The sequence below is a fragment of the Streptomyces sp. PTL18 genome (assembly GCF_059510295.1).
Genome location: NZ_JCAJZO010000017.1, coordinates 144,066 through 158,552, shown reverse-complemented (window position 1 = coordinate 158,552; position 14,487 = coordinate 144,066). Strand labels below are relative to the sequence as shown.

Genomic DNA, 14,487 nt, shown 5'->3' with positions numbered 1-14,487 from the left:
TGCACGGGGGTTTTCTGCGTTCCAAGCTCGCTGAGCCGCGGCTGCAAGCGAACCCCCTCCGCACGCCGACCGGAACTCGCCCGGTAAGGTCAGGGAGCATCGTTGGTTCGTTCCCGCAGGAGGCCCCCGGGTGGAGGTCCAGGAGACCCGTGTCCAGACGGACCGCGTCCTCACCATCCCGAACATCCTCAGCATGGCGAGGCTCGTCGGCGTGCCCGTCTTCCTGTGGCTGATCCTCAGGCCCGAGTTCGGCGGGCCGAAGAGCGACGGCTGGGCCCTGCTGGTGCTGGTGCTGAGCGGCGTCAGTGACTACCTCGACGGCAAGCTCGCCCGGCGCTGGAACCAGATCAGCAGTCTTGGCCGGCTGCTCGACCCCGCCGCCGACCGGCTCTACATCGCCTCTACCCTGCTCGGTCTCACCTGGCGTGGGATTCTGCCTCTTTGGCTGACAGCTGCGCTCGTGGCGCGAGAGCTGATGCTGCTGGTGATGGTGGGCATCCTCAGACGTCACGGCTATCCGCCGCCTCAGGTGAACTTCCTCGGGAAGGCCGCCACCTTCAACCTGATGTACGCCTTCCCGCTGCTGCTCCTCAGTGACGGAACTGGATGGATCGCGTCACTCGCTGCTATTTTCGGATGGGCGTTCGCCGGATGGGGTACAACGCTCTATTGGTGGGCAGGAGTTCTCTACGTGGTCCAGGTCCGCCGACTCGTCAGGGCGGACGCCATGGCCGATTCAGCCCGCTGATTGGCGGCCGCACGCGGCTCGATGGCCCGCCCAGGGAATCTGCGGGACAATCAAGACGGGTGAAGTCGGCTGGACCGTCGTCTCTTGGAGGAGGACGCTTCCGACATGAAGGCCGTCGTGATGGCCGGAGGCGAAGGCACGCGCCTTCGCCCCATGACCTCGAGCATGCCCAAGCCGCTCCTGCCGGTGGCCAACCGGCCGATCATGGAGCACGTGCTGCGGCTGCTCAAAAGGCATGGGCTCAACGAGACCGTCGTAACCGTGCAGTTCCTGGCATCTCTCGTCAAGAACTACTTCGGTGACGGCGAAGAGCTCGGCATGGAGCTCACCTATGCCAACGAGGAGAAGCCACTCGGTACCGCCGGGAGCGTCAAGAACGCCGAGGAAGCACTCAAGGACGACGCCTTCCTCGTGATCTCCGGTGATGCCCTGACCGACTTCGACCTCACCGATCTGATCGATTTCCACAAGGAAAAAGGTGCCCTGGTCACCGTCTGTTTGACGCGTGTACCCAACCCGCTGGAATTCGGCATCACCATCGTCGACGACGAGGGAAAGGTCGAGCGCTTCCTGGAGAAGCCGACCTGGGGCCAGGTCTTCTCCGACACCGTGAACACGGGCATCTACGTCATGGAGCCCGAGGTCTTCGACTACGTCGAACCCGACGTTCCGGTCGACTGGTCCGGCGATGTCTTCCCGCAGCTCATGAAGGAGGGCAAGCCGATCTACGGCTATGTCGCCGAGGGCTACTGGGAGGACGTCGGCACCCACGAGAGCTATGTGAAGGCGCAGGCCGACGTCCTGGAGGGCAAGGTCGACGTCGAGATCGACGGCTTCGAGATCTCCCCGGGCGTCTGGGTCGCGGAGGGCGCGGAGGTACACCCAGACGCCGTGCTGCGGGGGCCGCTCTACATCGGCGACTACGCAAAGGTCGAGGCCGGTGCCGAAATACGGGAACACACCGTCGTCGGCTCGAACGTGGTGGTGAAGAGCGGGGCGTTTCTGCACAAGGCCGTCGTCCACGACAACGTCTACGTCGGTCAGCACAGCAATCTGCGGGGCTGTGTGGTCGGAAAGAACACCGACATCATGCGCGCGGCCCGGATCGAGGACGGCGCGGTGATCGGCGACGAGTGCCTCATCGGCGAGGAGTCGATCGTCCAGGGCAACGTACGGGTGTACCCGTTCAAGACCATCGAGGCCGGTGCCTTCGTCAATACCTCGGTCATCTGGGAGTCCCGCGGACAGGCCCATCTCTTCGGTGCCCGCGGTGTGTCCGGCATCCTGAACGTGGAGATCACGCCGGAGCTTGCCGTACGGCTCGCCGGCGCGTACGCCACCACCCTCAAGAAGGGTTCGACGGTCACCACCGCGCGTGACCACTCGCGGGGTGCGCGTGCGCTCAAGCGTGCGGTCATCTCGGCGCTCCAGGCCAGCGCCATCGACGTACGCGATCTGGAGAACGTCCCGCTGCCGGTCGCCCGGCAGCAGACCGCGCGAGGCAGTGCCGGCGGCATCATGATCCGGACGTCTCCCGGCGTGCCGGACTCCGTCGACATCATGTTCTTCGACGGGCAGGGCGCCGACCTGTCCCAGGCCGGCCAGCGCAAGCTGGACCGGGTGTTCGCGCGGCAGGAGTACCGGCGGGCCTTCCCGGGTGAGATCGGAGACCTGTACTTCCCGTCCAGCGTCTTCGATTCGTACACCGGTTCGCTGCTGCGGAGCGTCGACACCACGGGAATCGCCGAGTCGGGCCTCAAGGTCGTCGTGGACGCCTCGAACGGCAGTGCCGGACTGGTGCTCCCGAGCCTCCTCGGCAAGCTCGGTGTGGACTCGCTGACGATCAACCCGGGGCTGGACGAGTCCCGGCCCACCGAGTCCGCCGAGGCGCGGCGGGCCGGACTGGTGCGGCTCGGCGAGATCGTCGCGTCCTCGGGTGCCGCGTTCGGCGTCAGGTTCGACCCCGTCGGTGAGCGGCTGTCGCTCGTCGACGAGAAGGGCCGCATCGTGGAGGACGACCGGGCGCTGCTGGTGATGCTCGACCTCGTGGCCGCGGAGCGGCGCAGCGGCCGGGTGGCGCTGCCGGTGACGACGACGAGGATCGCCGAGCAGGTGGCGGCGTACCACGGGACGCAGGTCGAGTGGACGACCACCTCGCCCGACGACCTCACCCGCGTGGGCCGCGATGAGTCGACGATCTTCGGCGGCGACGGCCGTGGCGGGTTCATCGTGCCGGAGTTCAGCAGCGTCTTCGACGGCACCGCCGCGTTCGTACGACTGATCGGACTGGTGGCGCGGACACAGCTCACCCTCAGCCAGATCGACGCGCGGATTCCGCGGGCGCACGTCCTCAAGCGTGATCTCGCGACTCCGTGGGCCGTCAAGGGGCTCGTGATGCGCCGGGTCGTGGAGGCTGCCGGGGACCGGTTCGTGGACACGACCGACGGCGTACGGGTCGTGGAGACCGACGGGCGCTGGGTGCTGGTGCTGCCTGACCCGGCCGAGGCCGTCACCCACCTGTGGGCCGAAGGCCCCGACGACGCCTCCGCGCAGGCCCTGCTGGACGAGTGGTCGGCCGTCGTGGACAGCGCCGGACGGTAACACGCAGCACGCGCGCGTGCCGGACAGGTCCCCCGAGGGGGTCTGTCCGGCACACGGGTGGGGCCATTCGGAGGTAGCGCGCGCAACGTGCGACGATGTGCGGCATGCCGCAGCCGCCCCCCGTTCGGAGCACAACGGCGCGCCCCTCGCGCCCGGACGCCTCCATGTCGTTGCTCACCAACGTCATGGACCACAGCCTCGACGAGGGATACGCGGAGGCCGCCGCGCGGAAGAGGTCCGAGGGCACTGCCGGCCTGCCCCGGACGGTGCGGGCCAAGCTCGGCCTCGCGGCCGGCCTGGTGCTCGCCGCCCTGGTGGTGACCGTGGGCGCCGCGCAGGCGCGGATCGCCGCGCCGACGGTCGCCAAGGAGCGGCAGGAACTCATCGGCCGGATCCAGCGAGAGACCGCCGCCGCGGACAAGCTCGAGGGCACGGTCGACAAGCTGCGCGACGACGTGAACGCACGGCAGCGCGCGGCCCTGCGGCAGGACGGGAGCGGCGACCCGGTCGATCTGCTCGGACTCCTGTCGGGCGCGGTCGCGGTGCACGGCCCCGGGGTGAAGCTGGTCGTCGACGACGCCAAGGAAGCCACCACGGGGGGTGACGGCAACCCGCGCGAGACCTCGGGGTTCTCGGACATGGGGCGCGTCCGGGACCGGGACATGCAGCGCGTCGTCAACGGACTGTGGGAGTCGGGCGCCGAGGCGATCGCGATCAACGGGCAGCGGCTGACCGCCCTGTCAGCGATCAGGGCCGCGGGTGACGCGATACTGGTGGACAACAGGCCGCTGGTGCCGCCCTACACCGTGCTCGCGGTGGGGGACGGGGAGAGACTCGGCACGCGGTTCCAGAACAGCCCCGACGGCCTCTACCTGCACGCACTGCAGGAGAACTACGGAATCCGTGCCGGCCTGTCCACCGAGGGTGACCTCCGGCTGCCTGCCGCACCCAGTGTGATCGTACGAACAGCACAAGCAACCACAGAGAAGGGCACATCGTGATCGCGGTACTGGGCCTCGTCGTCGGAGTGGTGGTCGGCCTGTTGGTCCGGCCCGAGGTCCCGGCGGTCGTCGAACCCTACCTTCCGATCGCCGTCGTGGCAGCGCTCGACGCCGTGTTCGGTGGTCTGCGGGCCATGCTCGACGGCATCTTCGACGACAAGGTCTTCGTGGTGTCGTTCCTGTCCAACGTGGTGGTGGCGGCGCTGATCGTGTTCCTGGGCGACAAGCTGGGCGTCGGCGCGCAACTGTCCACCGGTGTGGTGGTCGTCCTCGGTATCCGCATCTTCTCCAACGCCGCGGCGATCCGGCGGCACGTGTTCCGGGCGTGAGGCCGATGAGCGACGAGAAAGAGACGACCGAGGCGCCGCAGGCCCCCGAGCACCGGCTGCGCAGGGAACTGCCCGAGGAGGTTCCGGCCGCGGCCCCCGAGACGCCGGCGGCGGACGAGGAGCAGGCCACGGGACTGACCGGCCGTCAGCGCCTGGTGCAGGGACTGTGGCCGCCGCGCGTCACGCGGGCCCAACTCATCGTGGCCGTGCTCCTGTTCGGCCTGGGCTTCGGCCTGGCCGTCCAGGTCGCCTCCAACAGCGACGGCAGCGGCGCCCTGCGCGGCGCGCGCCAAGAGGATCTTGTGCGCATCCTCGATGAACTCGACGACCGTACGCAGCGTCTTCAGGACGAGAAGCAGGGGCTCGAGGATCAGCGGGCCGAGTTGGAGAACAGCTCGGACCGGGCCGAGGAGGCCCGCAGGCAGACCGCCGAGAAGGAGAAGCAACTCGGCATCCTTGCGGGCACGGTGGCCGCCGAGGGACCCGGGATCACGATGACGGTCCAGGACGCGAAGGGGGCGGTCCAGGCGGACATGCTGCTCGACGCGATCCAGGAGTTGCGGGCGGCCGGCGCGGAGGCGATAGAGGTCAACGGCGTACGGGTCGTCGCCGGCACCTACCTGTCGGACTCCGGGAAAGACGTCAGCGTCGACGGGAACAAGATCACCCCACCTTATCGTTTCAAGGTCATCGGCAAACCGCAGGACCTGGAGCCGGCGCTCAACATCCCCGGAGGCGTGGTGCAGACCCTGGAGAAGGAGCAGGCCACGGTCACCGTGGAGCGTTCGACGAAGATCGTCGTGGACGCCTTGCGAGCGGCGAAGCGGCCTGACTACGCTCGGTCGTCCTCCCAGTGAACCGGGGGTGCATGGAGGCCGTCCGGCAGGGGCATGAGGTTGCGGGGGGTCGGCGCACCGAATGGGTGGTGCGTGGTGGAAACTGTCTGGTGGAAACGGACGTTGTGAGGATGTCCGGGTCGGCCGGTGTATGCAGTCAGGGTTCGTCCTGCCCCACGGGCGGGTCTGTTTCGGTCAAGGGGAATCGCCCGTGAAGTTGTTTGCGAAATTGTTCGGCAAGAGCGCGCGAGAGGGCAGCGACAACGCCACTGCCCGTCATCGCGCACAGCCGGGAGACGCGGAGGGCCAGCGGCCGCTGTTCCGCGATCAGGTCAATGGTCCGGGTGGTGACATTTCCGGAGGTCAGGGCGCGCCGTCTGTTGACCCTGCCGCGTCCGGAGGCATAGGTTTCGGGGGCATGTCGGCCCTGGTGTGTACGCGGTGCGGTCACCGCAACGCGGAGAACAGCCGCTTCTGCTCCAACTGCGGTGCGCCGCTGCGGGCGGGGGCGGTCCCGGAGCGTGCGTCGGAGACGACGTCCACGATCTCCATCTCGGGCCTTGAGGCCTACGACGCGGAGGCCACCGGCCAGACCCCGGTGCCGACGCTGTCGCCCGAGGCACAGGCGGCCGTGGAGGCGTTGCCGTTCGGTTCGGCGCTCCTCGTGGTGCGCCGGGGCCCGAACTCGGGCAGCCGCTTCCTGCTGGACAGCGACCTGACCACGGCGGGGCGCCATCCGCAGAGCGACATCTTCCTGGACGACGTGACGGTCTCGCGCCGCCACGTCGAGTTCCGCCGGGGCGCGGACGGGACGTTCACCGTCGCCGACGTCGGCAGCCTCAACGGCACCTACGTCAACCGCGAGCGCATCGACCAGGTCGCGCTTCACAACGGCGACGAAGTCCAGATCGGCAAGTACAGGCTGGTCTTCTACGCGAGCCAGCGGGGCATCTGACCCGCGGGGAAGGGTCCATGCTTCACACACCGAGCGGCGGTGCCGACAGCGGCACCGCCGCCGCGGACGGCCGGCTGATGAGCATCGGCACGGTGCTGAACGTGCTGCGCGAGGAGTTCCCCGAAGTCACCATCTCCAAGATCCGCTTCCTGGAGTCGGAGGGGCTCATCGAGCCCCAGCGGACCCCCTCGGGGTATCGCAAGTTCAGCGCGCGTGATGTCGAGCGGCTCGGCCAGGTGCTGAGAATGCAGCGGGACCACTATCTGCCGCTGAAGGTGATCCGCGAGTACCTGGACGCCCTGGAGCGGGGCGAGGAGGTGCGACTGCCGTCACTGGGCCGGCCGGGCGAGACCGGCGACGGCGAACTGCTCGGAGACCTTCTGGGCGACCCCGAGGCTCCGCCACCCGCCCGGCTCGGCCGGGAGGAGCTGCTGACGGCCGCCGGGATCGGTGCCGAGCAGCTTCAGGAGTGGGAGTCCTATGGGCTGCTCGCGCCCCTGCCGGACGGCATGTACGACGCCGAGTCGATCACCGTGGCCACTCTCGTGGTGGAACTGGGCCGCCATGGCATCGAGCCGCGCCATCTGCGTGCGATGAAGGCCGCCGCGGACCGCGAGGCCGGCCTGGTGGACCAGGTGGTGGCCCCCTTGCGACGCCACCGCAATCCGCAGACCAGGGCGCATGCCGAGGCCCGCACGAAGGAGCTGGCGGGGCTCGCGGTGAAGCTGCACGCGGCGCTGGTGCAGTCCGCGCTGGGCGTGCGGCTGCCCTGATCCGGGCGTTCGCCGTCGGCGGATCGGCCAGGCGTTCTGTGCCCGACTACCCAAACATCCCGAGCACGGCCTAGGGTTGCTGTGTGAACGAGCTCGATGTCGTAGGTGTCCGGGTCGAGATGCCCTCCAACCAACCGATCGTGCTCCTGCGCGAAGTGGGTGGCGACCGCTACCTCCCCATCTGGATCGGCCCCGGGGAGGCGACGGCGATCGCGTTCGCCCAGCAGGGCATGGCCCCCGCACGACCTCTGACCCACGACCTGTTCAAGGACGTGCTGGAGGCCGTCGGGCAGGAGCTCACGGAAGTACGCATCACGGATCTGCGTGAAGGCGTCTTCTACGCGGAGCTGGTCTTCGCCAGCGGCGTCGAGGTGAGCGCCCGCCCGTCCGACGCCATAGCGCTGGCGCTGCGCACCGGCACGCCGATCTACGGCAGCGACGGTGTGTTGGACGACGCGGGGATCGCCATTCCGGACGAGCAGGAGGACGAGGTCGAGAAGTTCCGCGAGTTCCTCGACCAGATCTCACCGGAGGACTTCGGGACCAGCAGCCAGTGACGGTCCCTCCGGGGGTGGGCCGGCGGGCGACGCGGCGCCCGCGGTCTCGCTGTGCCGTGCGTCTGCGGCACCGGGTGTCCCGGGCGCCAGGACCGGCCTCGCCGCCGTGTGCGGCCGCCGGATGCGACAGGGAGGCGGCAGCCGGGGCCGCTGTCCTCGAGGGCTCGTCAGGGCATTCGGCTAGCCTTTCCCCGCGGGGGGCGCGGGAAACCACTCCTAGGGTGATTATCACTCGGCGTGCCGAGTGTGGCGATCGTTGACGCACCCCTGGTGACTGCCTACCGTCGAGAAGGCAGGTCAAGGACGGAGGTCGGCGTGAGAAGCAGCGGCGGCGGTACGGCTGGGGGTGCCCCCGGACGCAGTCTGGGGGAGAGCGGTCCGTACCGGCTTCACGGCAACACGGCCGAATCCGCCCCGCAGCGGCCGACGCCCGTGCCGGGCGACGCGGGGGCGGCTTCCGACCACATCGGCTATCGCGGACCCACGGCGTGCGCCGCCGCGGGCATCACCTACCGGCAGCTGGACTACTGGGCCAGGACCGGTCTGGTCGAACCGAGCGTGCGCCCCGCCTACGGGTCGGGGACTCAGAGGCTGTACAGCTTCCGCGATGTCGTCGTCCTGAAGATCGTCAAGCGTTTCCTCGACACCGGGGTGTCACTGCAGAACATCCGTACCGCCGTCCAGCACCTCAGGGAGCGCGGTTTCCGCGACCTGGAGCGGATGACGCTGATGAGCGACGGCGCGACGGTCTACGAGTGCACCTCCCCCGACGAGGTCCACGCCCTGCTCCAGGGCGGGCAGGGCATCTTCGGCATCGCAGTGGGCGTCGTGTGGCGGGACGTGGAGAACGCGCTGTCCCAGTTGCACGGTGAGCGGGTCGACACGGGCGAGACCATCGTGGGCCCCAATCCGGCGGACGAGCTGGCGCGGCGGCGCAACCGGGCCGTCTGAGCTCCCGGGCCGCTGCGGGGCCGCACTGTCACCAGGCCCGCATTGTCAGTGGCGTGGGGCAGCATCGGAGATGTGAGAACCGCGCCGACCATCCTGCACCTCGACATGGATGCCTTCTACGCCTCGGTGGAGCAGGCGGCCAAGCCGAGCCTGCGCGGGAAGGCCGTCATCGTGGGCGGGCTGGGGCCGCGCGGAGTGGTGGCCACCGCGTCGTACGAGGCGCGGGTCTTCGGGGTGCACTCGGCGATGCCCATGGCCCAGGCACGCCGGCTCGCGCCCAACGCCGCGTATCTGGTGCCCCGCTTCGGGCTCTACCGCAGGGTCAGCGAGCAGGTCATGACCTTGCTGCGGGGCCTGTCGCCGCTGGTGGAACCGCTGAGCCTGGACGAGGCGTTCGTGGACCTGGAGGCCGGGGGAGCGGCCCGGGACGAGGAGTCGGCGCGGCTGGTGGGCGCGAAGCTGCGCGTGGACATCAGGGACGTCACCGGGCTGACCGGATCCGTGGGGCTCGCCGCGTCGAAGATGCTCGCCAAGATCGCCTCGGAGCAGGCCAAGCCGGACGGCCTGGTGCTGATACGGCCGGGTACCGAGCGCGCGCTGCTGGGGCCGATGCCGGTGCGCACGCTGCCGGGAGTGGGCCCGGCGACCGGTGACCACCTGCGGCGTGCCGGGATCACCACGATCGACGAGATCGCCGAGGCGGGCGAGGACGAGCTCGTACGGATGTTGGGCAAGGCGCACGGGCAGGCGCTGTACGCGATGGCGCTGGCGCACGACGAGCGGCCGGTGGTGGCCGAGCGGGAGGCCAAGTCGGTGTCCGTCGAGGACACGTACGACGTCGACATCCACGACCGGCTGCGGATCGGTCTGGAGGTGCAGCGGCTGGCGGACCGGTGTGTGCGCAGACTGCGGGACGCCGGGTTGTCGGGACGGACCATCGTGCTGAAGGTGCGGCGGTACGACTTCTCCACCCTGACCCGGTCCGAGACCCTGCGGGGGCCCACGGACGATCCCGCGGTGGTGCGGGAGGCGGCGGCGCGGCTGCTCGACTCCGTGGACACCACCGGCGGGGTGCGGCTGCTGGGGGTGGGGGTCGGCGGACTCGCCGACTACACACAGGAGGACCTGTTCGCGCAGGCCCACCTGGCGGCGGGGGAGCCCGCGGCGGAGGAGCGGCCGGACGCGGCGGACCCCCTCGCCGAAGAGCCGGCATCGTCACCCGAGCGGGTCTGGCTCGCGGGGCATGACGTCCGTCACGCCGAGTACGGGCCGGGGTGGGTCCAGGGCAGTGGGCTGGGCAGGGTGACCGTACGGTTCGAGACACCGCAGTCGGAGCCGGGCCGGGTCCGCACGTTCAGCGTCGACGACCCTCAGCTGGAGCCGGCCGACCCGCTGCCGCTCGTCCCCGAGGTCCCCGGTACCGCCGGGGCACCCGGCCCCGCAGACACCGGTGCCCGACACCGTTGAGCGGGCACGGACATCTGCCCGCGGGGCCGTCACGTCTCGTCCGACCCCGCCAGATGGCCGAAGTCGCGGTCCGGGGGCGGTGGTGCGGACACGTCCAGGCCGTAGTGGTGGTAGAGCTGCAGCTCCTGTTCGGGGGACAGGTGGCGGCCGACGCCGAAGTCGGGGGCCTCCTTGATCAGGGAGCGTTCGAAGGGGACGTACAGTGAACCCTCGACCAGCTCGCTGGGCTCCAGGGGGACGAACGCGTCCCTGCCGAACAAGCCCGTTCGTATGGCCGCCCACTCCGGTACACCCGTCGCGTCGTCGAGGTACACCTCGTCGATCGTGCCGATCTTGTGGCCGTTGCGGTCGAACGCCTTGCGGCCGATCAGATTCCGCGGATCGATGTCGGTCTGCACGGTCCCTCCAATTGGTCGCAACGCATCCGTAAGCACTACGAAAGAGCAGATTCAGGGAGGCGGCCACTTGAGGGTCTTCCCGCACCGGCTGTCGACTCGTCCTCGCTGGTAGTCTGGCAAGCGGCCGTTGACCCCGTGCGGGAGAGTCCTCCGGAGTGATCCGGAGGCGCCGAAGGAGCAAATCCTCCCCGGAATCTCTCAGGCCCAGGTACCGCACGGACGAGGTCACTCTGGAAAGCAGAGCGGGTGTCGACGGCTTCCGCTCTCACCGACGGTGAAAGCCGGCCCGCCTTCGGGCGGACCGGTGAAGCTCTCAGGTCGAGATGACAGAGGGGGAGGCCGTCGGGGTACCCGCGCCGTGGTGCCCCTCGAAGGTCGCGTCAGACCAGGAGGCCTCCGCAATGACCGCCCAGCGCATTCCGCTCTCCGAGCTCGAACAGGGCACTCCGTTCGAGTACCGCCACATCGGCCCCGATCAGGAGGCGCGGGCCAAGATGCTCGCGCAGGTCGGCTACGGCTCGCTCGACGAGCTCACCGCCGCCGCGGTGCCCGATGTGATCAAGAACGCCGATGCCCTGGACCTGCCGGGTGCGCGCACCGAGGCCGAGGTGCTGGCCGAGCTGCGCTCCCTCGCCGGCCGCAACAAGGTCCTGGACTCCATGATCGGTCTCGGGTACCACGGCACCTTCACGCCACCGGTCATCCTGCGCAACGTCATGGAGAACCCGGCCTGGTACACCGCCTACACGCCGTACCAGCCGGAGATCTCCCAGGGCCGGCTCGAGGCGCTGCTCAACTTCCAGACCATGGTCGCCGACCTCACGGGCCTGCCGACCTCGGGCGCGTCCCTGCTCGACGAGGGCACCGCCGCCGCCGAGGCCATGGCGCTGTCCCGGCGCATGGGCAAGAACAAGAGGGGCCTGTTCCTGGTCGACGCGGACGCGCTGCCCCAGACCATCGCCGTGATCCGGACCCGAGCCGAGCCCACCGGTGTCGAGGTCGTCGTCGCCGACCTCAGCGACGGCATCCCCGCCGAGGTCGCCGAGCGGGAGATCAACGGCGTACTGATCCAGTACCCGGGCGCCTCGGGTGCCGTACGCGACATCAAGCCCCTCATCGACCGGGCCCACCGGCTGGGCGCCCTGGTCACCGTCGCCGCCGATCTGCTCGCGCTCACGCTGCTGACGTCTCCCGGTGAGCTGGGCGCCGACATCGCCGTGGGCACCACGCAGCGCTTCGGCGTCCCGATGGGCTTCGGCGGCCCGCACGCGGGTTACATGGCGGTCCACGAGAAGTTCGCCCGCAGCCTGCCCGGCCGGCTCGTGGGAGTCTCCGTGGACGCCGACGGCCACAAGGCGTACCGGCTCGCCCTGCAGACGCGCGAGCAGCACATCCGCCGCGAGAAGGCGACCAGCAACATCTGCACCGCTCAGGTGCTGCTCGCCGTGATGGCCGGGATGTACGCCGTCTACCACGGGCCCGAGGGCCTGCGGAACATCGCCCGGCGCACCCACCGGTACGCCGCGGTCCTCGCAGCGGGCCTGACGGCCGGCGGGGTCGAGGTCGTCCACGGCGCCTACTTCGACACCGTCACCGTCCGTGTCCCGGGGCGGGCCGCGGACATCGTCGCCGCCGCCCGGGACCAGGGCGTCAACCTGCGCCTCGTCGACGCCGACCACGTCTCGGCCGCCTGCGACGAGACCACCGGCCGGGCCCAGCTGCGCGCGGTGTGGAACGCCTTCGGCGTCGGGGGCGACATCGACGCGCTGGACGCGACCGCCGAGGAGGCGCTCCCGCAGCACCTGCTGCGCACCGACGACTACCTCACCCACCCGGTCTTCCACCAGCACCGCTCCGAGACCGCGATGCTGCGCTACCTGCGCAGGCTGGCCGACCGCGACTACGCGCTCGACCGCGGCATGATCCCGCTGGGCTCCTGCACCATGAAGCTCAACGCGACCACCGAGATGGAGCCGGTGACCTGGCCGGAGTTCGGTCAGCTGCACCCCTTCGCGCCCGCCGAGCAGGCCCAGGGCTACCTCACGCTCATCCGCGAGCTGGAGGAACGTCTCGCCGAGGCCACCGGTTACGACAAGGTCTCCCTCCAGCCCAACGCCGGCTCCCAGGGCGAGCTGGCCGGTCTGCTGGCCGTGCGCGGCTACCACCGCGCCAACGGCGACGACCAGCGGACCGTCTGCCTCATCCCCTCCTCCGCGCACGGCACCAACGCCGCCAGCGCCGTCATGGCGGGGATGAAGGTCGTCGTCGTGAAGACCGCCGAGGACGGCGAGATCGACGTCGAGGACCTGCGGGCCAAGATCGAGCAGTACCGCGACGAGCTGTCGGTGCTGATGATCACGTACCCGTCCACGCACGGCGTGTTCGAGGAGCACGTGGCCGACATCTGCGCGGCGGTGCACGAGGCCGGCGGCCAGGTCTACGTCGACGGCGCCAACCTGAACGCGCTGGTCGGGCTCGCCAAGCCGGGCCACTTCGGCGGCGACGTCTCGCACCTGAACCTGCACAAGACGTTCTGCATCCCGCACGGCGGCGGCGGTCCGGGCGTCGGCCCGGTGGCGGTCCGCGAGCACCTGGCGCCCCACCTGCCGAACCACCCGCTGCAGCCAGCGGCCGGCCCGGAGACGGGCGTGGGCCCGATCTCGGCCGCGCCCTGGGGCTCCGCGGGCATCCTACCGATCTCGTGGGCGTACGTCCGGCTCATGGGCGGCGAGGGCCTCAAGCGCGCCACGCAGGTGGCCGTGCTGTCAGCCAACTACATCGCCAAGCGTCTGGAGCCCCACTACCCGGTCCTGTACACCGGCCCCGGCGGCCTGGTCGCGCACGAGTGCATCATCGACCTGCGACCGCTGACCAAGGCCACCGGTGTGACGGTGGACGACGTGGCCAAGCGGCTGATCGACTACGGCTTCCACGCGCCGACGATGTCCTTCCCGGTGGCCGGCACGCTGATGATCGAGCCCACCGAGTCGGAGGACCTGGTCGAACTGGACCGGTTCTGCGACGCGATGATCGCCATCCGCGCGGAGGTCGAGAAGGTCGGCTCGGGCGAGTGGCCGGCGGGCGACAACCCGCTGAGCAACGCGCCGCACACCGCCGCGGCGCTGGGCGGCCAGTGGAAGCACGCCTACACGCGTGAGGAGGCCGTCTTCCCGGCGGGGGTGTCGGCCGCGGACAAGTACTGGCCGCCGGTGCGCCGCATCGACCAGGCCTTCGGCGACCGGAACCTGGTCTGCTCCTGCCCGCCGCTGGACGCCTACGAGGACTGATCGCCCTCGGGCATGCGTCGGGGCCGGTGCGGAGCGTGTGTCTCCGGCCGGCCCCTCGTGTGTCAGGGCAGCCGATGCCCTGGTGTGCGCTCAGGCGGCCGTCATCACCCGGTCGATGCCCAGCGGGCGGTGCGGAGCGATGATCTGGCCGTCCGGCAGGAGCTCACCGGTGTCCTCGAACAGGAGCACGCCGTTGCACAGCAGGCTCCATCCCTGCTCCGGGTGGTGCGCCACGAGTCGGGCGGACTCCCGGTCGGCGGATTCGGCGGTCGGGCACGGTGGCTGGTGCTGGCACATGATGGTGGGGATCTTTCGCTCTGTCGGTATGTGTGGATTGGCTGTCGTGTCTGCCCTGCGGCTCGTCTCGCTCATGGCCGCCCCCCGTCGGTGGTACGTCGGTCAGGAACCCAGTGTTGCCCCACGGGCGTCGATCCGCAGGGATTTCGCAGCACCGCTTCTCACAGGTTCATGACGCATTCCCCGCCCGGACGGTTCAGCACAACCGCACGGTCCTTTCGGGGGGTTCACGGTGGCCGGAAGGGGCTAGTCCGCGCGGGTGGAAGTGCACGACCTTCCTCGTGCGA

At 69.9% G+C, this 14,487-nt stretch carries 13 protein-coding genes and 1 riboswitch; of the genes, 11 read left to right on the top strand and 2 right to left on the bottom strand.

The annotated features are described in order from the left end of the window. Positions 1-130: 130 nt before the first annotated feature. From clsA to AC5WS8_RS27585, 10 genes are all read left to right on the top strand, one after another. The gene (gene clsA / locus AC5WS8_RS27630; RefSeq protein WP_496106192.1) at positions 131-748 is read left to right on the top strand and encodes a cardiolipin synthase ClsA; all 618 of its coding nucleotides are present in this window, start codon (positions 131-133) and stop codon (positions 746-748) included. A 105-nt stretch (positions 749-853) separates the two neighbouring features. After that, positions 854-3,349 carry a sugar phosphate nucleotidyltransferase gene (locus tag AC5WS8_RS27625; protein WP_496106191.1) on the top strand — a complete coding sequence of 832 codons (2,496 nt, stop codon included), beginning with the start codon at positions 854-856 and terminating at the stop codon, positions 3,347-3,349. 164 nt (positions 3,350-3,513) lie between these two features. Continuing rightward, the gene (locus AC5WS8_RS27620; protein ID WP_496106199.1) at positions 3,514-4,350 is read left to right on the top strand and encodes a DUF881 domain-containing protein; all 837 of its coding nucleotides are present in this window, start codon (positions 3,514-3,516) and stop codon (positions 4,348-4,350) included. Then, positions 4,347-4,679, top strand: coding sequence for a small basic family protein (locus AC5WS8_RS27615; protein WP_019708255.1), 333 nt, complete (start codon positions 4,347-4,349; stop codon positions 4,677-4,679). The genes AC5WS8_RS27620 and AC5WS8_RS27615 overlap by 4 nt, the downstream gene beginning before the upstream one ends. Positions 4,680-4,684: 5 nt before the next feature. Next, complete coding sequence (locus AC5WS8_RS27610; RefSeq protein WP_496106190.1) at positions 4,685-5,536, top strand: DUF881 domain-containing protein; 852 nt, start codon at positions 4,685-4,687, stop codon at positions 5,534-5,536. Positions 5,537-5,597: 61 nt separating this feature from the next. Beyond that, complete coding sequence (locus AC5WS8_RS27605; protein ID WP_496106189.1) at positions 5,598-6,470, top strand: zinc-ribbon and FHA domain-containing protein; 873 nt, start codon at positions 5,598-5,600, stop codon at positions 6,468-6,470. Between the two features lie 17 nt (positions 6,471-6,487). Beyond that, positions 6,488-7,243, top strand: coding sequence for a transcriptional regulator FtsR (gene ftsR, locus AC5WS8_RS27600; protein WP_496106188.1), 756 nt, complete (start codon positions 6,488-6,490; stop codon positions 7,241-7,243). Positions 7,244-7,326: 83 nt separating this feature from the next. After that, positions 7,327-7,800 carry a bifunctional nuclease family protein gene (locus AC5WS8_RS27595; protein ID WP_004002801.1) on the top strand — a complete coding sequence of 158 codons (474 nt, stop codon included), beginning with the start codon at positions 7,327-7,329 and terminating at the stop codon, positions 7,798-7,800. Positions 7,801-8,115: 315 nt separating this feature from the next. Then, positions 8,116-8,751 carry a MerR family transcriptional regulator gene (locus AC5WS8_RS27590; RefSeq protein WP_496106187.1) on the top strand — a complete coding sequence of 212 codons (636 nt, stop codon included), beginning with the start codon at positions 8,116-8,118 and terminating at the stop codon, positions 8,749-8,751. A gap of 72 nt (positions 8,752-8,823) precedes the next feature. Next, entirely contained in the window at positions 8,824-10,218 is a 1,395-nt protein-coding gene (locus tag AC5WS8_RS27585; RefSeq protein ID WP_496106186.1) for a DNA polymerase IV, read from the top strand. Between the two features lie 29 nt (positions 10,219-10,247). Here AC5WS8_RS27585 and AC5WS8_RS27580 read toward each other — a convergent pair whose 3' ends face one another. Continuing rightward, positions 10,248-10,616, bottom strand: a complete 369-nt coding sequence (locus AC5WS8_RS27580) for a PRC-barrel domain-containing protein (protein WP_496106185.1) — start codon at positions 10,614-10,616, stop codon at positions 10,248-10,250. A 128-nt stretch (positions 10,617-10,744) separates the two neighbouring features. After that, positions 10,745-10,840, top strand: a riboswitch (glycine riboswitch). A 177-nt stretch (positions 10,841-11,017) separates the two neighbouring features. Between AC5WS8_RS27580 and gcvP the strand changes: the two genes are divergently transcribed. Then, positions 11,018-13,903, top strand: a complete 2,886-nt coding sequence (gcvP, locus tag AC5WS8_RS27575) for an aminomethyl-transferring glycine dehydrogenase (RefSeq protein ID WP_496106184.1) — start codon at positions 11,018-11,020, stop codon at positions 13,901-13,903. 90 nt (positions 13,904-13,993) lie between these two features. Here the strand turns inward: gcvP and AC5WS8_RS27570 are convergent, their stop codons facing one another. Beyond that, the gene (locus AC5WS8_RS27570; RefSeq protein WP_496106183.1) at positions 13,994-14,200 is read right to left on the bottom strand and encodes a DUF5999 family protein; all 207 of its coding nucleotides are present in this window, start codon (positions 14,198-14,200) and stop codon (positions 13,994-13,996) included. Positions 14,201-14,487 lie beyond the last annotated feature (287 nt).